Annotated in this window: 25 protein-coding genes and 1 pseudogene; 9 read left to right on the top strand and 17 right to left on the bottom strand. The window is 35.6% G+C overall.

Translation table 11 applies throughout. The features are described 5' to 3' along the window. Positions 1-300 precede the first annotated feature (300 nt). Positions 301-528: a hypothetical protein gene (locus tag BUC25_RS06010; RefSeq protein ID WP_073200741.1), complete on the bottom strand. Its 228-nt coding sequence runs from the start codon at positions 526-528 to the stop codon at positions 301-303. A 225-nt stretch (positions 529-753) separates the two neighbouring features. Between BUC25_RS06010 and BUC25_RS06015 the strand changes: the two genes are divergently transcribed. From BUC25_RS06015 to BUC25_RS06030, 4 genes are read left to right on the top strand one after another with little or no spacing between them, the layout of a single operon-like run. After that, positions 754-1,884: an ABC transporter ATP-binding protein gene (locus tag BUC25_RS06015; RefSeq protein ID WP_073200743.1), complete on the top strand. Its 1,131-nt coding sequence runs from the start codon at positions 754-756 to the stop codon at positions 1,882-1,884. Continuing rightward, entirely contained in the window at positions 1,881-2,807 is a 927-nt protein-coding gene (locus BUC25_RS06020; protein ID WP_073200745.1) for a carbohydrate ABC transporter permease, read from the top strand. The genes BUC25_RS06015 and BUC25_RS06020 overlap by 4 nt, the downstream gene beginning before the upstream one ends. Beyond that, entirely contained in the window at positions 2,804-3,616 is an 813-nt protein-coding gene (locus BUC25_RS06025) for a carbohydrate ABC transporter permease (RefSeq protein ID WP_073200747.1), read from the top strand. The genes BUC25_RS06020 and BUC25_RS06025 overlap by 4 nt, the downstream gene beginning before the upstream one ends. A 17-nt stretch (positions 3,617-3,633) precedes the next feature. Beyond that, a complete protein-coding gene (locus tag BUC25_RS06030) occupies positions 3,634-5,037 on the top strand; it encodes an ABC transporter substrate-binding protein (RefSeq protein WP_073200749.1) in 1,404 nt (467 codons plus the stop codon). A gap of 237 nt (positions 5,038-5,274) precedes the next feature. Here the strand turns inward: BUC25_RS06030 and BUC25_RS06035 are convergent, their stop codons facing one another. Beyond that, on the bottom strand, positions 5,275-6,243 hold the full coding sequence (locus BUC25_RS06035; RefSeq protein ID WP_073200751.1) for a 2-hydroxyacid dehydrogenase: 969 nt from the start codon (positions 6,241-6,243) through the stop codon (positions 5,275-5,277). Positions 6,244-6,401: 158 nt separating this feature from the next. Here BUC25_RS06035 and BUC25_RS06040 point away from each other — a divergent pair, with 158 nt between their 5' ends. Then, positions 6,402-7,187, top strand: coding sequence for an SDR family oxidoreductase (locus BUC25_RS06040; protein WP_073200753.1), 786 nt, complete (start codon positions 6,402-6,404; stop codon positions 7,185-7,187). A 559-nt stretch (positions 7,188-7,746) separates the two neighbouring features. On the opposite strand, the gene BUC25_RS06045 is transcribed toward BUC25_RS06040, so the two are convergent. The 3 genes from BUC25_RS06045 to BUC25_RS19300 form a co-directional block, all read right to left on the bottom strand. Continuing rightward, complete coding sequence (locus tag BUC25_RS06045) at positions 7,747-8,559, bottom strand: pyruvate, water dikinase regulatory protein (protein WP_073200755.1); 813 nt, start codon at positions 8,557-8,559, stop codon at positions 7,747-7,749. 19 nt (positions 8,560-8,578) lie between these two features. Continuing rightward, positions 8,579-9,208 carry a helix-turn-helix transcriptional regulator gene (locus BUC25_RS06050; RefSeq protein ID WP_073200757.1) on the bottom strand — a complete coding sequence of 210 codons (630 nt, stop codon included), beginning with the start codon at positions 9,206-9,208 and terminating at the stop codon, positions 8,579-8,581. Between the two features lie 103 nt (positions 9,209-9,311). Next, positions 9,312-9,482: a hypothetical protein gene (locus tag BUC25_RS19300; protein WP_170862654.1), complete on the bottom strand. Its 171-nt coding sequence runs from the start codon at positions 9,480-9,482 to the stop codon at positions 9,312-9,314. Between the two features lie 144 nt (positions 9,483-9,626). Between BUC25_RS19300 and BUC25_RS06055 the strand changes: the two genes are divergently transcribed. Continuing rightward, entirely contained in the window at positions 9,627-10,862 is a 1,236-nt protein-coding gene (locus BUC25_RS06055; RefSeq protein WP_084543392.1) for an MFS transporter, read from the top strand. A gap of 250 nt (positions 10,863-11,112) precedes the next feature. Here the strand turns inward: BUC25_RS06055 and BUC25_RS06060 are convergent, their stop codons facing one another. The 9 genes and pseudogenes from BUC25_RS06060 to BUC25_RS06095 form a co-directional block, all read right to left on the bottom strand. After that, positions 11,113-12,825 carry a US12 family protein gene (locus tag BUC25_RS06060; protein ID WP_073200759.1) on the bottom strand — a complete coding sequence of 571 codons (1,713 nt, stop codon included), beginning with the start codon at positions 12,823-12,825 and terminating at the stop codon, positions 11,113-11,115. A gap of 59 nt (positions 12,826-12,884) precedes the next feature. Next, positions 12,885-13,127: a hypothetical protein gene (locus BUC25_RS06065; protein WP_073200761.1), complete on the bottom strand. Its 243-nt coding sequence runs from the start codon at positions 13,125-13,127 to the stop codon at positions 12,885-12,887. A gap of 233 nt (positions 13,128-13,360) precedes the next feature. After that, positions 13,361-14,506, bottom strand: coding sequence for a PstS family phosphate ABC transporter substrate-binding protein (locus tag BUC25_RS06070; protein WP_073200762.1), 1,146 nt, complete (start codon positions 14,504-14,506; stop codon positions 13,361-13,363). A 92-nt stretch (positions 14,507-14,598) separates the two neighbouring features. Continuing rightward, positions 14,599-14,805, bottom strand: a pseudogene (locus BUC25_RS19555) (hypothetical protein); the annotation flags it as partial. 525 nt (positions 14,806-15,330) lie between these two features. Next, a complete protein-coding gene (locus BUC25_RS06075; RefSeq protein WP_139251785.1) occupies positions 15,331-16,236 on the bottom strand; it encodes a nuclease-related domain-containing protein in 906 nt (301 codons plus the stop codon). An 85-nt stretch (positions 16,237-16,321) separates the two neighbouring features. Then, positions 16,322-16,987: an ATP-binding cassette domain-containing protein gene (locus tag BUC25_RS06080; protein ID WP_073200767.1), complete on the bottom strand. Its 666-nt coding sequence runs from the start codon at positions 16,985-16,987 to the stop codon at positions 16,322-16,324. Then, positions 16,980-17,345, bottom strand: a complete 366-nt coding sequence (locus BUC25_RS06085; protein WP_073200769.1) for a GntR family transcriptional regulator — start codon at positions 17,343-17,345, stop codon at positions 16,980-16,982. The genes BUC25_RS06080 and BUC25_RS06085 overlap by 8 nt, the downstream gene beginning before the upstream one ends. 3 nt (positions 17,346-17,348) lie before the next feature. Next, positions 17,349-18,095: a hypothetical protein gene (locus tag BUC25_RS06090; protein WP_073200771.1), complete on the bottom strand. Its 747-nt coding sequence runs from the start codon at positions 18,093-18,095 to the stop codon at positions 17,349-17,351. Between the two features lie 93 nt (positions 18,096-18,188). Then, positions 18,189-18,470: a DUF2524 family protein gene (locus tag BUC25_RS06095; protein ID WP_073200773.1), complete on the bottom strand. Its 282-nt coding sequence runs from the start codon at positions 18,468-18,470 to the stop codon at positions 18,189-18,191. A 110-nt stretch (positions 18,471-18,580) separates the two neighbouring features. On the opposite strand from BUC25_RS06095, the gene mnmM reads away from it, so the two are divergent. After that, positions 18,581-19,135, top strand: coding sequence for a tRNA 5-(aminomethyl)-2-thiouridylate-methyltransferase MnmM (gene mnmM, locus BUC25_RS06100; protein WP_073200776.1), 555 nt, complete (start codon positions 18,581-18,583; stop codon positions 19,133-19,135). A gap of 81 nt (positions 19,136-19,216) precedes the next feature. Here the strand turns inward: mnmM and BUC25_RS06105 are convergent, their stop codons facing one another. Then, positions 19,217-19,618, bottom strand: a complete 402-nt coding sequence (locus tag BUC25_RS06105; protein ID WP_073200778.1) for a hypothetical protein — start codon at positions 19,616-19,618, stop codon at positions 19,217-19,219. A gap of 140 nt (positions 19,619-19,758) precedes the next feature. Between BUC25_RS06105 and BUC25_RS06110 the strand changes: the two genes are divergently transcribed. After that, a complete protein-coding gene (locus BUC25_RS06110) occupies positions 19,759-21,129 on the top strand; it encodes an aldehyde dehydrogenase (protein WP_073200780.1) in 1,371 nt (456 codons plus the stop codon). Between the two features lie 144 nt (positions 21,130-21,273). Here the strand turns inward: BUC25_RS06110 and BUC25_RS06115 are convergent, their stop codons facing one another. Further along, positions 21,274-22,344, bottom strand: coding sequence for a tetraprenyl-beta-curcumene synthase family protein (locus tag BUC25_RS06115; RefSeq protein WP_280174045.1), 1,071 nt, complete (start codon positions 22,342-22,344; stop codon positions 21,274-21,276). A gap of 67 nt (positions 22,345-22,411) precedes the next feature. Between BUC25_RS06115 and BUC25_RS06120 the strand changes: the two genes are divergently transcribed. Then, the gene (locus tag BUC25_RS06120) at positions 22,412-22,921 is read left to right on the top strand and encodes a gamma carbonic anhydrase (RefSeq protein WP_073200782.1); all 510 of its coding nucleotides are present in this window, start codon (positions 22,412-22,414) and stop codon (positions 22,919-22,921) included. 479 nt (positions 22,922-23,400) lie between these two features. Here the strand turns inward: BUC25_RS06120 and asnB are convergent, their stop codons facing one another. Then, positions 23,401-25,305 carry an asparagine synthase (glutamine-hydrolyzing) gene (asnB, locus tag BUC25_RS06125; protein WP_073200784.1) on the bottom strand — a complete coding sequence of 635 codons (1,905 nt, stop codon included), beginning with the start codon at positions 25,303-25,305 and terminating at the stop codon, positions 23,401-23,403. Positions 25,306-25,424 lie beyond the last annotated feature (119 nt).

A 25,424-nucleotide genomic window follows, 5' to 3' on the forward strand; every position in this document is an offset into this window, starting at 1 on the left:
ATACACTTGTATGCGCTATTAATAAGCGAACTATTCACTTAATTAGAAAGTGTTAAACCAGGTACTATTGTCCTACGCAATAATCAAAAAAAGAAATAATTTTATATTGAGCCTTACTTTCCTAAGATCCAAGAAAAACCGGAAGTTCCATTCCACCCGTTAATATCTCGGATTATATGCTTCTCTAATAAAAAAACCAAAAGATTTCGAAATTTCATTCGAAAATCTTTTGGATTTTTCACATGATAAAAATATTTTCTCTGAGCTCTTTTGCTATATGAAATTATCTATACATTTAAATTAAATCTTGATGCCTGGTTCTGCAATCGTCTGCCACCATATGATCAAACTAATAATAATAGCAATAAATACAATTAAACTTTTCACCGCATATGGTAGACGATTTGGAATAAACTTCAGAGCTAATCCCATAACGAGACCTGCTATAAACATATAAATAACTGCATATATCAACATTCCCAAAAAGTTATCGACAGGTGTTGCCATTGATTGTTGTATCAAGTCCATATTTCCACCTCATTATCATACAAAATCATCAAATTCTTTTCTTCACAAATACTATCATACAAATAATTTTATTATTATGAAAGTACTTTTTTCATTTTTATTCGATATTGTTAAAGATTGTAAAGTATTGTATAGATTTTTTAACACCAGATTTAAACTGCTTTCATACTTCTTTTTTATAATCAGCAATAAGGTACAAGCATTTGAGTTAAAGGAGATATACATATGTATTCAGTCGAACTAATCAATGTAGACAAAACGTATGACAACAAGCAGCTTGTTGTCAAAGATGTAAACATTACGATCCAATCTGGAGAGTTTTTTGTGCTTGTCGGGCCTTCAGGCTGTGGCAAAAGTACGCTGTTACGAATGATTGCTGGATTGGAGGGAATTTCTGCTGGCACGCTTCGAATCGATGGAAAAAAAGCGAATCATTTACCACCAAGCAAAAGAGAACTATCGATGGTTTTTCAAAATTATGCTTTATATCCTCATATGACGGTTGAAGATAATATTACATTTGGATTAGATGTAAAGAAAATTCGTAAGAAAGAACAGAGAAAAAAATGTAATGATATAGCTGAAATGTTAGGATTAACAGAATATTTGAAACGAAAACCCCGTCATCTATCAGGTGGGCAAAGACAACGGGTAGCTCTGGCGCGTGCTATTATTACCAATTCACCTATCTGCTTAATGGATGAGCCTTTATCAAACCTAGACGCCAAATTGCGTGCACACATGCGTGCTGAAATAAGAGAATTACAACGTAAACTAGGAATCACCCTAATTTATGTTACCCATGATCAAGTGGAAGCAATGACAATGGGTGATCGCATTATGGTATTAAACGAGGGTGAAATTCAGCAAGTTGGAAAACCGATTGATGTCTATAATTCACCTGCAAATCCTTTTGTAGCTAAATTTATAGGATCCCCTCCTATGAATCTTACAACAGGACTTGTAAATCGGGAGAAACATCATATCACTCTGCAAGACCAATTATCAATTCCAATCGATCCAATGGTCTTAAACAATATTGAGAATAATAAGGTAATCGTTGGAATACGACCAGAAAATATCGAAATTAGCTCTGCTAACAGTCAAGCTAATCTTTCATTTGAAGTAAAGATAGATCATTTAGAAATATTGGGTACAGAAACGTTGATAAAGTTTAAATGGAATAACTCGGATTGGTATGCAAAGTGGCACGGTCAATGGAATATCGACGTTGGTCAAAGCCTTCAACTGCAATTGGATAAGGATTCACTATGTATCTACGATGAACATACAGAAAAACTAATAGTTAAGCCTAGCAATATTCAAAAACAGAATGTCCGTGAGGGGATTATATGAAGAACGCAACAGCATTTCAAGAAAAAACGCTAACTCAGATCGATACAAAATGGCGTTTTGTCCATTGGCGTTCAGCTATTCTTTACCTTTTACCTTCTATGATCCTATTTAGTGTATTTCTGTTTTATCCATTAGGAAAAACACTATATTTAAGTTTCTTTCTAACCGATCAACAAGGGGTCGCAAATGTTTTTGTAGGGTGGGAAAATTACCAGTATATATTACAAGCGGAAAGTTTTCATAAAAGTATTAAAGCAACTTTATTATTTGTGCTATATACGGTTCCAACCGGAATTTTAATTTCCTTATTTTTAGCATTACTTGCGAATGAAAAACTAAAAGGTGTTGGTTTCTTTCGAACAATTTATTCCTCAACCATGGGTGTCTCCGTAGCAGCCTCTGCTGTCGTCTGGTTGTTTATCTTTCATCCTAGTATGGGGATCTTAAATCAACTAATAGCATCGGTTGGCGGTACTTCTATTGATTGGTTATTACATCCAGATTGGGCGCTCGTTTCCGTTGCTGTGACCACAATTTGGATGAATATTGGATTTTCTTTTTTAATTATTTTAGGCGGACTACAAAATGTTGATGAACATCTATACGAAAGTGCCAAAATATCTGGTGCAGGTTACTTTTATCAATTAAGACGTATTACGATTCCGATGTTATCCCCTACTCTGTTTTTTGTCGTAACAGTATCATTGATTAATGCGTTTCAAACTTTTGGTCAAGTAGATATTTTGACACAAGGTGGACCATCTGAATCCACGAATCTCATTGTATATTCTATTTATCGTGAAGCTTTTGTGAATTATCAGTTTGGTACTGCTAGTGCACAATCGATCTTTCTATTTCTATGCATTTTAATTGTAACGATTTTGCAATTTAAATTTGGCGAAAGGAAGGTGCACTATCAATGAGAGTATTTCGACCGATTATTACCTATGTATTATTAATCATCACAGCGATTATTGTCTTTTTTCCGCTTGTATATGCCTTTTTTATTAGTTTTATGAGTGGCTCAGAACTTTTGCAAGGTAAATTTATTCCAGAATCCTTCCACTTGGATAATTATAAAAAAGCATTTGAACGGTTACCATTAGCACATTATTTATGGAATAGTTTCTTTATTTCAACAGTCGTCATGCTCGGACAATTGCTGGTAAGTGCACTTGCTGCATTCGCGTTTGTCTTTATTCCTTTTAAAGGACGGAATATAGTTTTCTTTATCTTTATTTCAACGATGATGATTCCTTGGGAAGCTACCATGATACCGAATTTTATTACGATCCAACAATTGGACTGGATTAACAGTTATCAAGGCCTAACAATACCCTTTTTTGCGATTGCATTTGGAACATTTCTACTGCGACAACATTTTCTAACGATTCCTAAAGAATTAAAAGAAGCTAGTGATATTGCTGGGCTTCGCTCATTTAAGTTCTTCTGGAAAGTGGTGATTCCATATAGTAGAACTTCTTTTGTTACATTAGGAGCTTATGGATTTCTGACGACATGGAATATGTACCTGTGGCCTTTACTTGTGACAAATAATGATGATGTTCGTCCAGTACAAATTGGTTTAAAACAATTACAAACCCAAGAGATGGCTACAGATTGGGGGGTGGTAATGGCCGGCGTTATTATTGTAATCATTCCAACATTAATACTGTTGTTTTTAGGACAAAAACAACTCCAAAAAGGGCTCGCTCAAGGTGCTTTAAAATAACAAGGGGGAAATAAAAGATGAAAAAGTTTTTATTAATATTATTAACAATCTGCTTTGCAATGCTGATCACTGCATGTTCAAATGATGCGGATGGTCAAGAAGTAGATGAGGAATCAAACGAGTCAGAAGAAACGAACGAAACTACGGAAACAGAAGAAGAAACAACTGAAGAAGCATCAGACGAAAAAGTAGAAGCTGTATTCTGGCATGCTATGTCAGGTGGCGGACAAGAATCGATAGAAGCAATTGTAGACAATTTTAATCAATCACAGAACGATTACACAATTATTCCAGAATTCCAAGGTTCTTATGAAGAAGCGTTGACAAAATATCGTAGTGTTGGTGGCACAGAGGACGCTCCTGCCATTATTCAAACGTTTGAAGTTGGAACAAAATATATGATTGATAGTGGTTTTATTGAACCAGTTCAATCATTTATCGATGAAGAAGGCTATGATGTCTCACAACTCGAAGAAAATATCCTTAATTATTATACAGTGGATGACCAGTTATATTCGATGCCTTTTAACTCTTCCACTCCTGTCATGTTATATAATAAAGACGCTTTTAAAGAAGCCGGACTTGACCCTGAAAATCCACCACAAACATTTACTGAAATTAAAGAAGCAGCTGAAAAGCTTACGGTTAAAGATGGTGACAATACAGAACGTTACGGTTTCTCGCTTTTAAATTACGGATGGTTTATTGAAGAATTGATCGCGACACAAGGCGGCCATTTTGTTAACAATGATAATGGTCGATCTGAAGCGGCAACAGAAGCTGTATTTAATGGTGAAGAAGGCTTGCGCATATTCGAATTAATGGATGAAATGAATAAAGCTGGTACATACGGAAATTTCGGCTCTAACTGGGACGATATTCGTGCAGCATTCCAAACAGAAAACACGGCGATGTATTTAGACTCCTCTGCTGGTGTAGCTAGTACGATTGAAAATGCACCATTCGAAGTTGGCGTTGCTTATATTCCTTATTCAGAAGAAGCAGAAAGAAATGGTGTGATCATCGGTGGTGCTTCACTTTGGATGTCTAATGGTATTGATCCAGAAAAACAACAAGCAGCATGGGAGTTTATGAAATTCTTACAATCAGCTGAAAGCCAAGCGAAATGGCATATTGATACAGGATACTTTGCAATTAACCCATCTGCATATGAAGAAGATATTGTAAAAGAAAGATGGAAGGAATTTCCTCAATTAAAAGTAACAGTCGATCAATTACAAGAAACTAAGCCTTCCTATGCGACACAAGGTGCTTTGATTTCTGTTTTCCCTGAAGCAAGACAGCAAGTCGTTACAGCAATGGAAAATGTTTTACAAGGAACAGATCCTAAAGAAGCGTTGGATAAAGCAGCTGAGGAAACAAATCGAGTCATCGAGCAAGCAAATCGGGCAAATCAATAAGAAAAGCGCAGAGCGCCCGCTTAGAAACGTAGCGAATGGAGCGAATCGACTGAGATAAAGGAATCACTGAGAAAAGCGAACCGATGATGACTTATCGTAGGACGATTTCGTGAAGTCGCCTAGTTTCTGGCGCTCGGAGCTAGACATGACGCCGCTTATATGCTTTCTTATAAAAACAAAAAGAAAAACATGGCATCTACATAATGTCATGTTTTTCTTTACTTATTGGTAATTATACTATTGCAATTCTTTAATAACTGCGTCAGGCTTTTCTTTGTTTAATGCTTGCAAAGCGTTCTTAGCTGCAAAAAATTTCATTTCTTCACGTGTTTCGGCAGTAGCGGATCCGATATGTGGTAATGTTACTACATTGTTCATTTTCAAAAGTGGATTTTTAGGATCGACTGGTTCTTGCTCGAATACATCTAAGCCTGCACCAGCAATTCTCCCTTCTTGAAGTGCATCGATCATTGCATCTTCATCGACAACTGCGCCTCTAGAAGCATTTATAAAAAAGCAGGTTTCCTTCATGCTTTCAAATGCTTTTTCACCTATCAAATGATAGGTTTGTTTTGTCAAAGGAGTCATTAATAAAATAAAATCAGACTCTTTTATCAATTCGTCAAATTCTTGAAAATTGACTCCTAATTCTTTTTCCAGTTGTTCTTTTCTACTTCTATTATAATAAGTTACATCCATTTCAAATCCTAGTTTCGCTCTTCTGGCAACTTTCTCGCCAATCCGTCCCATCCCTACTATACCTAGTTTTTTATGATGGACATTGCGACCGAATAAAGGTAGGTCGACAGCTTTGTTCCATTTCCCTTGTTTAACATAGTGATCAAGTTCTGGAATTCTTCTTGCACTACTTAGAATCAAACCGAAAATAAGATCTGCTACGGTTTCATCCAGTACATAAGGAGTATGAGTTGCTATAACATGAGAGCGCTTTAACGCTTCCACATCAAAATTATCGTATCCTACCGATATGTTACTAACAACTTCTAGTTTCTTTGCTTTGTTAAGTAATTCGTCATCAATTTTATCCTTTGCAGTAATTAGGCCATGGTAGTCCCCTATCGTATCTAGTAATTGCTGTCTTGGCATCTGATCAGGACTATCCCAAGTATCTACCTCCACTTGTTCTTTAAGGTGATTTTTCACGTTTTCAGGTATTGGTTCTGTTATTAAAATTCTTTTATTCATGATGGCCTCCTTGAATTATTGCTCTGTTATACCATTCATTTTAGCATTATCTTTTCCTTTAATCGATAAAAGCGATTTCAAAGATTTCATTAAATGTGTGTTATCTCATAGTGATGTGGGAATAGTATACAAAATATGAAATGATGAGGAGAATGAAAATGTCTAATCGATTTACGGGTAAAGTTGCTGTTGTAACAGGTGGGAGTTCTGGTATTGGAAGAGCCTCAGCTATCTCCCTCGCCCAAGAGGGTGCTAAAATTTGTTTAATGGATATTAAAGAAGAACAGGCTAATAAAGTAAAAAATGAAATTGAAGATATTGGTGGTGAAGCAATAATTGCAGATGTGGATTTATCAGATCCTCAACGTGTTCAATCAGCTATGGAAGAAGTAAATAATAAGTGTGGCAGGCTTGATATTGTCTTTGCAAATGGTGGTATTAATGGTGTTCTTGCTCCAATTGAAGATTTAGACCCTGAAGACTGGGACAAGACGATTAATACAAACCTAAAAGGAACGTTTCATACCGTAAAATATGCTGTACCTTTTTTAAAAGAACATGGTGGAAGTATTATTATTACCAGCTCTGTTAATGGCAATAGAATTTTTTCGAATTTTGGAATGTCAGCTTATAGTACTTCAAAAGCTGGACAAATGGCTTTTGGAAAAATGGCAGCTCTCGAACTTGCACAATATAAAATTAGAGTAAACATCATATGTCCTGGAGCTATTGAAACGAACATTGGCAAGAATACCGAAAAGACTCCGGAATTGAAAAAAATCGATATACCAATGGAATTTCCTGAAGGTGATAAACCACTAGAAAATAGACCTGGTAAACCAGAAGAAGTAGCAAAGCTGGTAAGTTTTCTAGCCTCCGACGATTCCAGCCATATAACAGGCACAGAAATGTTCATAGACGGAGCAGAGTCATTATTAAAATAAAGTTAGTTCACTAAAGTAGGACAATGCGACACAACTTTGTGGTAATTATGAGATGCTTTGTGTGCGTAAAAACCGCTTCGGCTTGTCCACTTCCCTTTCCATGTGCTTTTTCCTTCAGCTAAATTTTCCAAGCAAAAATTGAATGTGGATCTTCAGGAAAAAGAATCCCATAGGAGTGGAAGTGGCCGCCTACGCTTAGTGGGATTCTAAAACTATTGCAAATGCTAATATTTTGGATTATCGCTTAAATTATTTACCACAAAAGCTAGTTATTATAGCAAAAATGAGTTCTCTTGCTTAGTTGTAGAGTATAAAAAAGCGCAGGCGTCGGCTTTCACTCCTGCGGGATGTTTTTATCCGAAGATCCACTTTTTAAGCGCCCTTTGCTTAAAAAGTTAGCTAAGGAGAAAAACCCGCGGAAAGGGAAGTCGACAAGCCGAAGCGATTGCAAAGCACATATAACATCTCATAATTACCACCACAATAGTGCCGCATAATCCTGCTTATACTCATCACTGATATTAAAAACATAAAAAAAGTAGAAGCTTATATTTCGCTCCTACTTTTGGTTTGCTCGCATGTTCGTGATGACGCCTGCTGTTTCTTCGATTGATTTATCGGAAACGTTAATGACAGGGCAAGCTAATTTGGTCATTAATTCGTTCGCAGTCTTTAACTCCTTTTTGATCTGCTCCATTGAAGCATATTTAGATTGAGCCGGTAGACCTAATGTTTTTAACCTTTCCGTTCTTATCTTTAATAAATGACCAGGGTCTATAGTTAAACCAACAATCATACGTTCTTCTTTTTGAAATAGCTCTTCTGGAGCTTCCATATCGGGTAAAATTGGAAGGTTCGCTGTTTTTATACCTTTATGTGCTAAGAAAATGCTTAATGGCGTTTTTGACGTTCTGGAAACACCAATAAGCACAACATCGGCTAATAACAAACCTTTTACATCTTTACCATCATCATATTTAACAGCAAATTCGACTGCTTCAATTCGTTTAAAATATTCTTCATCAAGTACTTGTCTTTGACCTGGTTCAGGTTTAGGATTGCCGTTAAATGTGTCAATGTATGCTTGCATCATTGGTCCCATTACATCCACCGCCCGAATATCATAGCGAATCGCATCTTGTTGCATTTTTGCTCTTAGCTCAGGTTGAACTAGAGTATATGCGATAAAGCTTTGGTTAGCCCGCACTTCTTGAACAATGGTTTCGATTTCTTCTTCTGATTGAATGTGACTATATCTTTTCACCTGTACATTACTGTTGGTGAATTGTCTGACCGTTGCTCGAACAACCGCCTCTGCTGTCTCGCCTACTGCGTCGGAACAAACATAAATAAACGACTTATTTTTTGTCATACCTAATATCCCCCTTGCATTATGCTTCGGATCCCATATCAATTAATGCTTTTACTATATTCGTTTTAGTGATACGCCCTATCACTTTATTTTTATTGTCATCTTCAAGTTTTACAACTGGTAAGCTATCTACTTCATAGTACACCATCATTTTAGCTGCGTCATAAACACTCTTATCTGCTGTAATAGTGTATACCTTGGGTTGCCTTGTCATTACAAGCTGGACCGGCATTGATGTCGCTTGTGAATTCCCTAAAGTTACCTTTAGCAAGTCTTTCCGAGAGACGATCCCTTGCAAATAGTGGTTTTCATCGACAACGATTAATGATCCTACATCATCTAAAAAAAGAGAGATCACCGCGTCATTAACTGTTGTGGTCCTTTGAATCGTGACTGCAAGCCCCTGAACATCTTTCACCAAAGTTTGCTTCCATACATTTTGATTATTTGTTTCATCCTTTGTTTTCGATAAAAAATAACCGACTTTAGGTTTTGCCTCGATATGTCCGGTCATTACTAATACTGCTAGATCAGAACGAAGGGTACCCTTACTTACCCCAAGCATCTCAGCAATTTGTTCAGCAGTAATTGGTTCGTGTTTTTTTAAAATTGTCATAATTTCTGATTGCCGTTTCGTGAACTCGATCATTTTCTTCCTCCTGATATAAAACCAAAACCTACCTGTTAATAATTCAATCATAACACATTTTTGAACAGTACAAATAAAATATTATGTTAACTCATTGTATCTTTTAATTAATAATGCCTAAGCTACACATCAAATAGGAGTGTAGCTTAGGCATTACGTCCCATTGATAGGAAATAATAACATCTTTTGCTAAATCTATTTTACTTTTCCAAAAATCATCTGTTATTATTTGCACTTGTTTTAGTGGTATGGTTTTCATCTGTGTCTGATTCATATTATAACCCCTTGTCGAAATCGCTTCCTCTTGAGTTTAATATATTCATATTTTTGAATCTATTATTTCGAATCACAAAGCATTACAAAAGTATACTTTTACGGTATGATGATAAATAACGTTTTCACAAGGAGAATCATACATATGAATTTAAAACCAAAAACGAATTATTTCTTACTTTTATTTGTTATCTTTGGGGGCTTTCTAATCTTTGGAGTTTCTGAAAATATTAAAGGGCCAGCGATACCTGATATGCAAAATGAATTATCCCTTAGTGATGGGACGCTTGGTGTATTATTAGCTATCAATGCATTCGGGTTTTTACTGGCATGTACGTATACATCTTGGTTGATCTCAAAAATCGGAGCCAAAGCAACGAGTATATTAACTTTTTTATTAATGGCGGTATCTGGAGTATTTATCTATTTTTCTACTAATTTTGCTTCCTTAGTTGGGGCTTACTTTTTATTATACATTGGGAATGGAATGCTCGAAATAGGCTTAGCTATTATTGCAGCTCGATTATTTACAAAAAATACTGGAACAATGCTTAATTTATCCCATTTCTTTTACGGACTTGGTTCAACGGTTGCACCAATTGTTGCGGCTCAAATGATGGGGTGGGAAATCTCATCAACTGTACTTGGCTGGCGTGGAATGTATATGATTATGCTATCATTATCGATCTTACCAATTATTCCTGTTGTATTAAGTCGTTTTCCAAAAGATGAAGGTGCGGAAGAGGAAGACCGAACTTCTATAAAAAAATTGACGCGAGATCCGATTGCATGGCTCGTTGTATTTGCATTAACAATGGGTGTAACAGCGGAGCTTGGAATCGCAGCATGGCTCGTGAACTATCTGGTAAAAGTAAGTGAATGGTCGATTGCTGAAGCTTCTGGAATGTTATCGATCTTTTTCTTTTCATTTATGTTAGCAAGACTTTTATTAGGCCCTGTCACAGATAAATTTGGCTATGCTATCTCAATTATAGTATTTTCAATATTTGCCGGGGTATTAAGTATGATTCCAATTTTCACAGGTGATCAATATGCCATTCTATTTGCCATCGCTGGTTTTGGAATTGGTCCGATTTATCCAACAATGATGGCGCTAATTGCTAAAAAGTACACCAAAGGTACAGATACAGCGATTACCTTTACAGTAGTGTTAATTGGGATTGGTGGTGTGGTAACGAATTTATTAATTGGATATATTATCGAATGGGTTACCAATCTATCTTTTGGCACTACATTTGAAGAAAGTAATAGAATCGGTATGCAAGCTGGTTATTTCTTTATCGCACTTACCGCTATTCTATGTGCCATTGCTACCTGGGAGATATATCGGAGATTAAAAAAAGAGGGAAATATCTTATAGTAATCAGAAACGGCGAACTTGTAACCAGTTGGAGAGTCCCTTCACTGGATATGTAGTTTTGTAGACAGGATAATCGATTGTCTTAACAGGATATAGTTATCTCTTCACGGGATAAGTCAACTTATCCTGCCAAGATAACCAAGTATCCCGTTAAGAACAGGAGATATCCTGTGAAGAACATCTTCATAGGCTTGAATAACTGCTCACTTCATTCCCTTTAAAAAAGCATGGAATTATCCATGCTTTTTCATTATTGTGTTAACCCTTCAATTTTTATTTCTTCGACTGTAGCTGTACCGTTGTCTAAAGTTTGAACTTCTGCTCTGATGGTATCTCCTTTTTCTAAAAAGATCGATAGTGGTGATGTGCTAGCATTAACCGTATAAATAGTTGAATCACCAGTTAATAAGAACTGGACAACTTGCCCTTGTTCAGTTGATGTTACCAACACTCGATCAATATTACCAGACTTTGTCTCTAAATCTGCATCATCCGTAGCACCAACATTACCAGGTCTTTGCAATAATGCCATTCGGTACGCGTCTAATGTCTGGTTTGCAGTGTCTCCAAATACGACAAAGTCAGAATCATTTGCTTTAATGTATGCATATTGTTTGTGTAATCCATTTGGATCTAACACATTTACGACCCAAGTCGGGTTGCCATCAATATTGTATAATACAGGCATGTATCCTTCCCATTTCTTCTCAGGAAACTCTTTATTTACAATCTGCTTAGCACCCTCACTATCCATGATTCCATTATTTTTTTCTCCACTGTAATAGGTTAGTTCTCCAGTACGGGCGTGGATTAAGGTGTAACCTAGGGCAGAATCAATATTTTCTTTAGGTGATGTCAAATCTGTAAAATAGAACATCTCGCCATTCTCATCAAAAATTGGAGTAACTTCGGACTCTGAACCAGATGCATTTGGAATTTTTACATCTCTTTTTCCAAAAACACTGTTTAACCAACCATGTATATACTTACCAAAATAATTATTTTCTGTTGTAGCCATTTCTGAACTTACCGATCCTTCGATAAAATCTGGCGCTTGATCGGTTTCAAACATCTCCATTTCACCTGAAGTTGGATCGATTACAACAACTTTTAAAGCTTCTAGATTTGGTTTATTCGTTACATGCATAGGGCGATAAATGGTTTGGACATACCATGGCTTTCCATCATCGTCAATTTCAATTTGGGCTTCACCACTTTGAATGTATTGTGGATATTCATTATAGATCACCCGTTTTACATATTTATGAAAATAGCTGGAGTTAGTATATTGCATTGCACTCTCATGAAATTCAGGTTGTGCATTTACATTTGTTGCAGAAATCGTAAAGTATCCTGGTGTTTCTTTTCCACGAACAAACTTCCAGAAACCTGCAAATTCCACTGGTGCTACGTAAACAATTTCTTGATCGACTTTTTGTACTTGCAACTTACCTAAATCATAAAATTGTGGATTTGGTACAACACTCATTGCTTTCTGAATTTTATTTCGTGCAAACTCTGGTGCCACTGTAATTGGTGTTTCATCTTTCGTTAATGGTTTTGCTTCTTCTTCCTCTGTCACTGAAATCGATCGATGTGCTTCATCTAAGGTAGTAAAACCTAACACAATTACGACGATTACTGCGATAAGAGCAAGACTAAAAAAGCCAGTGACTGGTTTCATTACCCTTGTCTCTACTTTTTTCCCTGGCTGAATCACATAAAGAAATAGCGGTAAAAAGATTACAGATACGATCAGATTAGCAATTAACATGTTCGGTACCGTTATTGCTGGTAAAGCAAAATAAAATATAATTCCAGTCATTATGTAACCAATTAAAAATATAAACAAACCATGCTTCATTACGCGATTAGCATTTAGTTTAGAAATGCTTACGGTTAAAATTACACCTACTACATATAAAATCATTGCGATTAATGTTGCAATTAATACACCTAACATATTTTATCCCCCTTGTATTCTCTACTAATGCTTACGGATGAAGATTAAAAAGGTTTCAATTATTTGATTTCATCTTCTGTTAAACGAGTAATATGTACCTTATTTCCACCACCTGAACCTGATCCGTTACCTGAAGTACGGTTGTCAATGGATAACATTTGATCTTGCTTGTCATAAGGAACCCATCCAACATTTAATTCTTGTGGTTGTGACTGAAAATCAAACATTTCATTTGTACTCGTTGGTTCATGTGATTGGAATTGAAGAATTACTTGATCCCAAACGGAAGGTAATGGCTCCATACCATATACTTCTTTTGATACATTAAGTTTTTTTCGTCATATCAATTTCTGGATGATAAAAATCATTTCCATTTGTGATGCCATATTCTCTCTGCCGTTATCCTAATAACTCTTCATATTCCAAACTATCTTCCGGCTTACTGAAGATAATTTTGATCTATGAAGGATGGATACTAATGCGATAAGATCTATGTGAAACTGCACGCTTATCACTCCTCTTATAACGGTGTCGATCACTTGAATGACACATATCCGGTGCGATCCACTATTTCTTGACCTTGTTTTGTTTGAATCCAATTGATTAACTTTTCAACATTTTCGCTTGTTGTACTTCTAGTTACTGCGTAAAACTCCGCTATCACTGGATATTTTTCATTTTGGATATTTTCTTTTGTTGGTTCAATCCCATTAATCGCAATATGTTTAATCTCACCATTCTCCACCATCTCTTGTGAGAAAAAGCGAAACGAAAAACCTATCGCGTTTTTATGATTTTGGTAATTAGAAGTTTCTCTAATAATTCCACCCATGCCAGAAACAATTTCGTCAGCAGGTGGTTCCATTAATTCTCTGTTATCCATAAATCGAATTAATGCCGATTGGCTACCGCTACCTTCTGGACGCTGAAAAGCACGAATTTCTTCATTATTTCCTCCAACATCTTGCCAATTTGTAACTTCACCCGAATAAATTGCTTGAATTTGCTCTATTGTTAAAGATTCTACTGGATTGTTTTTGTTAACAAAAAAGACAAAAGCTTCCTTCCCAATCGGGGTTAATTCTATATCCACGTTTAGCGAGTCAGCAAATTCATATTGTTTTTCTGAAGGTTCTGCCATAAAAGCTATATCGGCATCACTATGTATTACATTTTTAAATGCATTGGATGTTTGACTTGAAATTACTTCACTCTCATCTAAATTATAAGTTTTTTCAGGATAGACAGCCTGAGCAAATCCTGCATATACTGGATATAAAGCCGTAGCACCATCTAATTGTGGTAAGTCATCTGTTAATTGTAGTGTCGACTCTTCTTCTAAGCTAATTGCCCTCGTATCTTTTTGAAAAGGTTGGTATTCGGACAAGTCGACGTCTTGAGTGCTTACAATTTCAAGACTTTTCAAATAATATTGATAGCCTTCATAAGTAGCTACTGTTACGGTTGCCACTACTAAAAAAGATATACTGACTACCTTGACAGCCTTCTTTTTCCATTTATCGTAGATTGCTAGAATGATGATCACGATTAGTCCTAAGCTCAAAATCGGAATATATGTACCGTAAAATTGCTGATCTTTTCCAAATAGTGTAATAATCCATAAAAATAGTCCCGCAAAGCCAATCCCTAAAACTATGAGTATACTTGCCAATAACCTCATTTATTTCACCTCAATAATTGGAATAGTTCTAATGACATATTACCACAAACAAAGAATATGTTTGAAGTTATTTCCATATGAAAAACTCGTCAATTGCCTAGTAAGACCATCCAAATAAATCCTTGCATCGTGAACCCTAAACCTAACACTCCACCTAATCACATGCTTGCCGAGAAGAACGTAAAACCTAACATAACGACAAACATTTTCCAAAAACCATTTCTGTGTGTTTTAGGTACTGCCTGTAATGAAAATTCTTTATTTCTCTTTTGTCTGTTTGACTGGCATCTGTTGAGCAAGTCACTTTATTGTATGTAGATCTGACCGAATCTCCTACTTAGATTGTAAGAATATCTATTAACCAATATTCTAAGCAATAAAAAAACTCCTTGCCCAACTGTGACAAGAAGTTTCAGACAAAAGGGTACAAATCATCCATAGACGTATCCCTTTTGCAAATCCGTTGTCCTTGTCAGCCTCACGGGACTGAATTAAATGTACTGATATTTAATAGAAATTATTATCTCAAGATTGAAAGAGTTTAGTCTATATTTCTTATGTTGTTTAAAAGTAATTCACTTTTCATGCAATTACTGCTTTTTCCATGAATTCGCCTCGTGTCTCTGTTCACTTTTCATGCTATTTCTTCTTTATCCATGAAATCTCCTCTTGCTCCTGTCCACTTTTCATGCAATCACTACTTTTTCCATGAAATCTTCTCGTGCTTCTGTCCACTTTTCATGCAATCACTACTTTTTCCATGAAATCTTCTCGTGCTCCTGTCCACTTTTCATGCAATCTCTGCTTTTTCTATGAAAAGAATATTATTCTATCGGTATATAATAAGCTCCCTTTGTATTGCCTTCTAAACTAAGATACTTTTTTAAAATGTAACGCATCCTTTGGTTGGATATAGGTAAATTACACCATTCCTGCATCTTCTCTATTGTTATTCGTTCTTTCGGAAAAAGAAGCATGTATTCTTTAAGATTACGTAACACACTATCATTAACGAATTCACGATTGTTACAAGAATGACAAAATGTTTGCTTTCCTTTCACTACATTTAAAAATTGGCGACATAAAATATAGGGTATACCTTTTTTCAGCTGACTATAATTATAATTAATGATATTCCTATATGGTGATTGTTTTAATTGGATGGATGTTAGCTTTTTTGCTAATTGGGGAAATTTATGATTTAGAGAAACATGTGGTTGAAACTGTTTGAAATAGCGATTTATTTGTGTAGGTAAAAGAATATTGGTATTTCTGGGAGCCTGATAAATAGTACATTCGGAATTGATGAAGACAACCTTAGATTCAAGATGATAGTGGTAGCCTAGAGACTTTAGTAATTGTCTTAAAAGTGACTCGCTTCTTTTCAGTTGGATTAGAGGATCATCGATCTCCTGTCCTGTTTCCTTATATAACTTTTCGTTTTCGTAATAGAAATCTCCAGAATAGTTTTTCACTTCGAACATATATATGCAGTCTTTGTAAAACAATAGATGATCCAGTTGGAATATTCGGTTGTTTTTAGAGAGCCAAACATCGCGGAGGACTATAGAATCGCATGATAATTCCTCAAGATATGAGTCAAACAGAACTTCACCTTGATAACCCCGCCATAAATTTTTATAGGTAAGCAATTCTTGTTGCGTAAGGGTTTTGCGGTTTAATAAATACTCAAACAAGAGCAGTTCAGTTGGCTTTTTTCGTTTATTCAAATACATCACTCCTTTTTTTACAACTATATTTTACCCTACTAAAAGTAACTTGGCTAGAAAAGGCTTCCATCCTTGTGCTGAAAGCCTAATATATTTCTTTCAACCAATTTTGTAAAGAATTAATCTTCCTTATATCTTCAACTTCTTTTTGCTCAATAACTTGACCATCTTTCAAAACGATAACCTCATCCAAGATAGCTTCTACTTCTAGTAGTTCATGGGTTGTAATGATTAAAGATTGTTTATCTAAATCAACAAATCGAATAAGCCCATTAATGATTTTTTCTTTTACTAAAGGATCAAGACCTGCTAAAGGTTCATCCAATACTAAAAAAGGTGTATTTCTTGCAATTGTAACTGCGATTTTCACTCTAGTCTTTTGCCCTTTGGATAAGTATGTTATTTTCTGTTTAGGATCTAATTCGAAAAAGTCTATTAGGGCTTTAGCACGTTCAAGATCAAAATCATTGAATTGAGAGTTATAAAAATCAATTAACTGTTCGATTTTAAAATAGTCATAAAAGTACTCTTGATCAGGACTATAAGAGATTTGATGACTTCGATTCTTTTCAAGATTGATATCGCCCTTGCTAGGATGTAATACTCCAGCCAAAATTTTTAAAAGCGTTGTTTTTCCACTTCCATTTTCACCAATGATTCCTACTATTTTCCCAGTTTCAATCGAAAAGGAACAATCTTTTAACATGGTTCGTAACATTCGCTTTTTACTTATATGTTTTACTTCAAGCATCTTGATCTCCCTCTCTCAAACTCTTGATAATTTCATCTTGCGAAAAACCTAAAGCAGCCATGTCTTCTATAAATGTAGTAAGATATTGCTTTTTTAACGATTCTCTTACTTCAGCTATTAACTTTTTATCTTCGGTCACGAATGTACCCTGGCCTCTTTTGGTCACGGTTATTTGCCTTTGGTCCAGCTCACGATATACCCGTTGAATGGTATTAGGGTTTACTCCTGATTCAACCGCTAAATCACGTACAGAAGGTAATTTCTCTCCCTTTTGTCTAGTCTCACTTACGATTTCCTGGATGATTTGATCGGCAACCTGGAGATATATTGGTTTATCTCTCTCGAATTGTAGGGGCATATCCTACACCTCTACTTTCTTTTTAAAGAGCCAAGATGTCAGCCAAAAGACAAGCGAGTATAACAAAGTAAAAAAAAGTAGCATACTAATCGATAACTGATCATTTACAAAAAACGCATCCAATAATGGCACATACATCCTCTCGCTAATATTCCAAACCCACCAAGATTTCATAAATGTAACATTAGCCATTATTATTCCTATACCACCCAAAAATACCCAATAAAGAATAATCAAAGTACTGATTATGGACAAAGCAAAACCTAATTTTGGTTTCAGCCATTGATGGAAAACCCATCCAATATACACTGTTATTGATAAAGCTAACCCGATTGGCAAGACCGTAATAAATAAACTAAAAATTAATTTGACTATTTCACTCCAGCCCGTTGTCCAAAATTTCATCAGTGCTAATAAGGTACCAAACAAAAACGTATATAAATAAAACCCCACCATTAACATGAGCCCATGCAGTATTTTGATAATCATTTGTTTAATAAATACATTTTTGTTAAATAAAATTTGATTTAGTTGCAACGTTTCCATATTTAGGCTGAATAATAGCGTTGCTGGAATGATAATAAAGCCAATGCTTGCTACATCAATTATATATGAATAAACTTGCCCTCCTTCCTTTAGAATCGCATAAAGAGAGTAAAACATTAAACAAAAGATAACGACGACAAAACTAATCTGAAATCCCCGCATCATCGACATTTCCTTTTTCCATAGCCCTCTATAAATTGACATACAATCGCTCCTTGTATTAGTGTACTATTTATATAGTACACTAATACATAAAAAGTTACAATAAAAAAACTACCTCGGTTTGAGGTAGCTTCCCTATTCATATCTCGTTACATCCACTTGATCCAATATCATGTCGTTCAATTTTTCATTAACAACTAATTGAAACCTATGCAGTTGTTCCCGTTGTTGTGCATTGGCACTATGCATGACTCGATCAATACTCTGTGATAACTTTTCCAATTCTAAATGGGCATTTGTATAGTCTTCATTTAGTGTAAACTGACTACGATTGGACATATCTAACTGCTCTTCTGCTTGTTGAATAATATGTTGACCTTCGATAAGTAAGTTTTCAATCGAATCTCTAGTGGTCATAATCATCACCTCATGCATAGTGTGAAACAAGCAAAGAAATTCATACACATTCGCATAATAATTTGCTAAAATAATTTTTGATTATAAGCTATTTAAGGAGCCATACTGAAATGAAATCAATTATTGCATTTTCACATCAATTATTAAAAGATATAATTCAAAATGGTGATGTTGTCATAGATGCAACCTGTGGAAATGGAAATGATACGACCTTTTTAAGTAGATTAGTTGGAAAAACCGGAAAAGTATATGCCTTTGATATTCAAAAACAGGCCATTGAAAAGACACAAGTATTATTAGAGAAAAGTAACATAGAAAATGTCGAATTGATCCATGATGGCCATGAAAAGGTTCCACATTATTTACAAGATCAGAAGGTCGCAGGTGCGATATTTAATTTAGGGTATTTACCACATGGTGATCCTTCGATCATTACTGTGCCGGAAACAACGATTCATGCTATTTCATCCATGTTAGCTTTATTAAAAAAACGTGGACGCATTGTTATCGTCATTTATCATGGTCATACAGGTGGGACAACAGAGAAAAATGAAGTATTAACTTATTGTGCACGGTTAAATCAAGACACGTATCAGGTGTTACAATATCAATATATCAATAAAACCAATAAGCCACCGTTTGTTGTAGCTATTGAAAAGAAATAACGACCAGATCGACAGTTTGTTATTTCTTTTCAATCAGAGTTTTCTTTGATTATGTGATATTGTCAAACTGAATTCACCTGTTTATCCCTCTACCATAGCCTGATAAACGAGTATTTCACCATCTTTTTCTACTAAAACTATAAATGGTGTAGCATCTTTTTCGTATTCTTGTCTTTCTCTTATATATATTGCTGTTCCCTTTGGTAAGATCGTAGCAAAATAATCACGATAGAACCATTTCCGCTTTGTTTGTTTTTTTATTTCGCCTATTTTATCACCTAATAGATACTCTTGCTCTTTTATCCACTCATTATCTGTCACATTGGAGTAAATTAAACCATCTAATTGTATAATATCAGCATCTGTATTAGCTTTTAGTACTTCTCTTGCAGTTGGATTACCTATCGCACTGGAATTTGCCGACGCGATTAGTACAATGTCCAAATATACAATGGACGAAAAGATAAATAGCTTTACTTTCATAGTTCACTCTCTCCTGTAATTTAGTTAATCTCTATAATGTAGACGTGTATCCATTCTAAAAGTTACAGTACACCTATTTAGACTGAATCATTTATTAATGATAAGCTAAGTACATAACCTTTATGGGAGGGTGAAAAGCGATGAGCAATGTTACTTCAACACTTTCAATGCAAAAAGCTTACTTCGCTACCGGAGCAACGAAAGATATTTCTTTTCGAAAACAAGCATTAACAAATGTAAGAAAAGCGATCCAGAAAAACGAGAAAAAGATTATAGATGCTCTTCACCATGATTTAAACAAATCTGAGGCTGAGGCTTTCTCAACAGAGATAGGCATCTTATATAGTGAAATTGATTTTATTCTTAAACATATAGATGAATGGGCAAAAAAGAAAAAAGTGAAAACTGCGGTGACACATGTCGGTTCCAGCAGCTATATTTATCCACAACCGTATGGAGTAGCTCTGATCATTTCCCCATGGAATTATCCTTTTCAACTAGCGATTGCACCATTGATTGGAGCAATTGCTGCAGGTAATTGTGCAGTCATTAAACCATCTGAACTTACACCGGAAACATCTGCAACAGTAAAACAATTAATATCAGAAACCTTTGATGAAGATTATATAACTGTAATCGAAGGTGCAGTTGAAACAAACCAAGCACTGCTAGCGGAAAACTTTGATTATATTTTTTTCACTGGAAGTGTACCGGTCGGCAAGATAGTCATGGAAGCAGCTGCAAAACATCTTACCCCTGTTACATTAGAACTCGGCGGTAAAAGCCCAGCGATCGTTGACAAAGATGCCAATTTAGAATTAGCAGCTAAGCGGATTGCTTGGGGAAAATTTACGAATGCAGGACAAACCTGTGTAGCGCCTGACTATTTATATGTTCACAGTGATATTAAAGCAAGCTTTCTCTCTGCACTAAAACAAGAGGTTCAGACCATGTATGGGGAACATCCTATAGAGAATAAGGACTTTGTAAAAATTGTGAATGAAAAACATTTTGACAGGTTATCGCCATTCTTATCAAATGGCGATACAAAATCAGGTGGTAAATTAGATCGACAACTATTAAAAATAGAGCCGACTTTACTTACTAACATAAGTTGGAATGACCCTGTCATGGAAGGCGAAATCTTCGGACCAATTTTGCCAATCTTGGAATATCAAGACATAGAAGAAGTCATAACAGGTATTCAAAATCATCCTAATCCATTGGCATTTTACTTTTTCTCTGAAAATGATCATTTAGCAGAAAAGATGATCGAAGAACTTTCTTTTGGTGGCGGGTGTATTAATGACACCTTATATCACTTGGCCTCTCCTTATTTACCTTTTGGTGGTGTTGGAAACAGTGGAATGGGTGCCTATCATGGCAAAGATAGCTTTCTTACCTTTTCTCATCAAGAGAGTGTTTTAAAACAAACAACTAAATTTGATATTCCTATCCGCTATCCTCATGTGAAAAATGCCTTAAAATTAATGAAACGTTTTTTGAAGTAACTACAAACCCCCGATCGAATCTTAACTTAGATTCAATCGGGGGTGTCTTTATTCTAGGAGTATTCGTAACTTTCTCCTTGGTTACTATCAACTTTTTTATTTTACTGGCAACTCCCTGCGTTTTACTGGCAACTCCACCGTAAATCAATAGCGACCGGCTAATCGGTTGTAGACCTTGATGTTCCAATGGAAAAATTGCGCTTTTCGACCACTTGCTTTAATCAACCTTTTAACAGTTGATTTGAATTGGCGCATTTTTCGCACTTTAGGATCGGCCAAATATAATCCGATTAAACCATGCTGAATCATCTCATGGAATTTTCTATTCGGTAATGTTTGGACATGCTTATTTGTTTGCTCGACAAAATAAAGCAGACGTTTTTCTAATACTAGTTCATCTTGATAATAGTTACAGAAATTCAAGTCGCCTTCTGTTTCATCCTCATCTTGATCAATAAAGTAATCCAGCATAATATGTAAGCCCTGCAAGAAAGGAAAATAGCTTTCAAATACGTTATCTGCTAGTTCGGTAGTCATCTGATTATTTAATCCATAGGAAACCATGCAAAAAATACCTAGCGTCGAACCAGTACAAGCAGAAAATTCATACCATTCAAGCATTGGCCATTGTCGATGATGTTCTTTAAACCATTTTTCTAATCTTGGTATCCGTTCACTATGTGTGACATGTTTGTGTACTTGTAAATCACTATACAAGTTCTCTAATTGAATCATATGTTCTTGGAAAAGGGAGTAATTTGTAATATCACGAAGCACGTCTTGACATGTTCGGACTAGGTCTGTTAAATATCTTTCATCAGCCTGTTCTTCCCGATATTGATAATAGTTTTTCACTTCATTTTCAGGCGATAACGCATCCTCCATAGATTGATGAAGCATGCTAAAATCAGTCGGATCCAAAGAGGTACTGCGGTCACATAAATTATCCAAATAATCACTGATGGTCTGATAGGCAACAATGAAACGAATCGCCTTTTTCCATTCTTCACCGGCTAAGAGACTATATACACTGCCACCTTGACAGTGAAATTTTTTATCTTGAATACTAGCTAAGGCTTGAGTACGTAATTCTTCATTCGTAATCTGTGATGCACGTTTTTTCCAATAATTCAGCTCTATCTTCACTTGTGGAAATATTTTTTGGTATACATTTTTCATTAATAATGGTGCATTTGTTGGGACTTGTAGTGTCACCTTTTTTCCCTCACTTTATTTTCTTATGGTATCATAAAGATAACTAGATACTAGGAGGTTAACATAGATGATATATGAATATAAAGGAAAAACCCCTGCGATTGATCAAGCTGCTTTTATCGCACCAGATACTGTGATCACAGGCGATGTCGAAATTGGTGCTTATAGCAGTGTCTGGTTTAAAACGGTAATTCGTGGTGATGTCGCTCCAGTTAAAATTGGTTCTTACTCGAATATTCAGGATTTATCACTTTTACATCAAAGCCCTAATTTACCATTAATCGTTGAGGATTATGTTACAGTGGGACACCAAGTCACGCTTCATTCAGCGATCATTCGCAAAAATTCCTTAGTTGGCATGGGTTCCATTATTCTAGATGGAGCAGAAGTTGGCGAAGGTGCTTTCGTTGGTGCAGGAAGCCTAGTACCTCCAGGAAAAAAAATCCCCCCACACACACTTGCTTTCGGGCGTCCTGCAAAAGTAGTTCGCGATTTAACAGAAGAAGATATAGCAGAAATGAAACGAATCCAACAAGACTATGTTGATAAAGGACAAGCATACAAAGCAAGACTATGATCGGTGGGTATCTTCCCCCACCGACCATTAGCATATTAAAAAATACATACAAACTTAGAAAATCTATTATATTTAGAATTATAGTATTAGTGAATATAAGCAGGATTAAGCGACACTATTGCAGTGGTAATTATGAGATATTATATGTGTGTAGCAACCGCTCCGGATTGGCCGCTTCCCTTTCCGCGGGTTTTCCCTGAAGATCCACTTTTTCATGCGGTTTTTGCTTGAAAAAGTTAGCTGAAGGGAAAACCCCACTGCATAGAAAACACTACGAAAGCTTGCTTGAGTAGATGTTGCACTTGTGCCCGTGGAAAAGGGAAGTGGGCAAGCCGAAGCGGATACTACCCACATTTAATATCCCATAATGACCACCAGAGTTATGTCGTATAATCCTTCTTTTGTTCAGTAAAAGATTTATTTCTTATCAACACATTTCAGTACCAATCTTTCTAAAATATAGTGAAAAAGCAAGCTTGTTAGGAAACATCTACAAGCTTGCTTTCTGTCTTATCTTCTGACTGAAGTTCCGCAATATCAAACTTATTTTCCATGTATATTTGATGCCATAGCATAAACATGAGAACGGTCCATAACTTCCGACTGTTATCCCTTTTGTCCATACAGTGATCCTCTAACAGATCAAAAACTACCTCTTTATCCAATATATGCGCAGTTTGACTTTCCTGAATTAAGTTCAATGCCCAACTGTATAATTCATTTTTCAGCCAATGTCGGATAGGAACCGGAAATCCCAGTTTTTTACGATTTAAAACATGATCAGGTACGATTCCTTGAGCAGCCTGGCGTAAAATGTGTTTCGTAGTTCCATTTGCTATTTTTTTGTTTACTGGGATTTCTCTAGCCAGTTGAAACACTTCTTTATCTAAAAAAGGTACGCGCAATTCTAATGAATGTGCCATTGACATTTTATCTGCTTTTAATAAAATGTCCCCACGAAGCCATGTGTGTAAATCGATATATTGCATTTGATGAACAGCAGGCTCATTTCCTATCTTATCATAAAGCGGTGCTGTTACATTTTGATAGTAATAATCTTGATGATACGTTTTTAATAAACTATTTTTCTCTTTTTCTTCAAACATTTTCGCATTTCCGATATACCGTTGCCTTAATGGTGTAGTTCCTCTAGTTAAAAAACTTTTTCCTTTGACACCTTCAGGTAACACACTTGCTACTCGTGCTAATAAATTTTTTACCGGTGTTGGAATCGATTCAAAAACGCGTAATGAATCTGGTTCGTGATATATATTATAGCCACCGAATAACTCATCTGCGCCTTCACCTGATAGTACAACAGTGACATGTTTTTTTGCTTCTTTTGCAACAAAATATAGGGGTACACATGCAGGATCTGCAAGTGGATCATCTAGATGCCAGATGATTTTGGGCAGCTTTTCCACAAAATCCTCTGGTGAAATGATATAGGAATAGTTTTCAACCCCTAATTTATCCGCCGTTTCTTTTGCTACGTCTATTTCTGAATAGCCATCTTGTTCAAATCCCACGGAAAAAGTTTTTAGATTTGGATGATACTGTTTGGCTAATGCCACAATGAAGGAAGAATCGATTCCACCTGACAAAAGGGAACCGATAGGTACATCACTACGCATATGCATCTGAACCGATTGATCTAAAGTAGATTGAATTTTATCTACCCACTGGTTATCGGTATTTTCTTTGCTATGAAAGCTTAGCTGAAAATAACGAAAATGTGTTATCGGTCTGTTATATTGTTTGATAAAATAACTTCCAGGTTCTAAACGATGAACTTTTTGATTCATCGTCATTGGTTCTGGTACATATTGAAAAGTGAAATAATGTTGTAAACCTTGTTGGTCTATTTGTTCAGAATCGGATAATAAGCTTTTCTTCTCCGAAGCAAAAAAGGTGCCTTGTTCTGTTTCTTTATAATAGAATGGCTTAATCCCAAAAGGATCTCTTGCCCCATATAAACATTGTGCTTGTTTATCCCAAATTAAAATGGAAAACATACCACGAAGTTGCTTGAAACAATCGACACCTTGTTTAGAAAACAGCGCAATAATCACTTCTGTATCCGATTCAGTCATAAAGTCGATACCCTCTCGTTGTAAATATTCTTTTAATTCAAGGTAATTATAAATCTCACCATTAAACACCATCCAATAACGATCATCTTCATAAGCAAATGGCTGATGACCGCTCACTTCATCTATAATACTTAGTCTTTTAAATCCAAATATTATAGTTTCATCTTCATAATAACCTTGATCGACTGGACCTCTGTAATCAATGATGTTAAGCCGGTTTTCGAATTCTTTTCGCTCTGTAGCGCCTAACATTTCTGTTTCTGCTTTTAATAGTCCAATAAAACCGCACATCATGCTTCCTCTTTTCTATTCAAAAATTTTTATTCGCTTATTTGACGATGAGTTTCACTTATTGTTACACTTTTTTAAGATTTCAAGCACAAAAAAAGCCAAGTACCTAGTTTAGTACT

Origin of the sequence: Gracilibacillus kekensis, assembly GCF_900143085.1 — a bacterium.
Lineage (GTDB): Bacteria > Bacillota > Bacilli > Bacillales > Amphibacillaceae > Gracilibacillus > Gracilibacillus kekensis.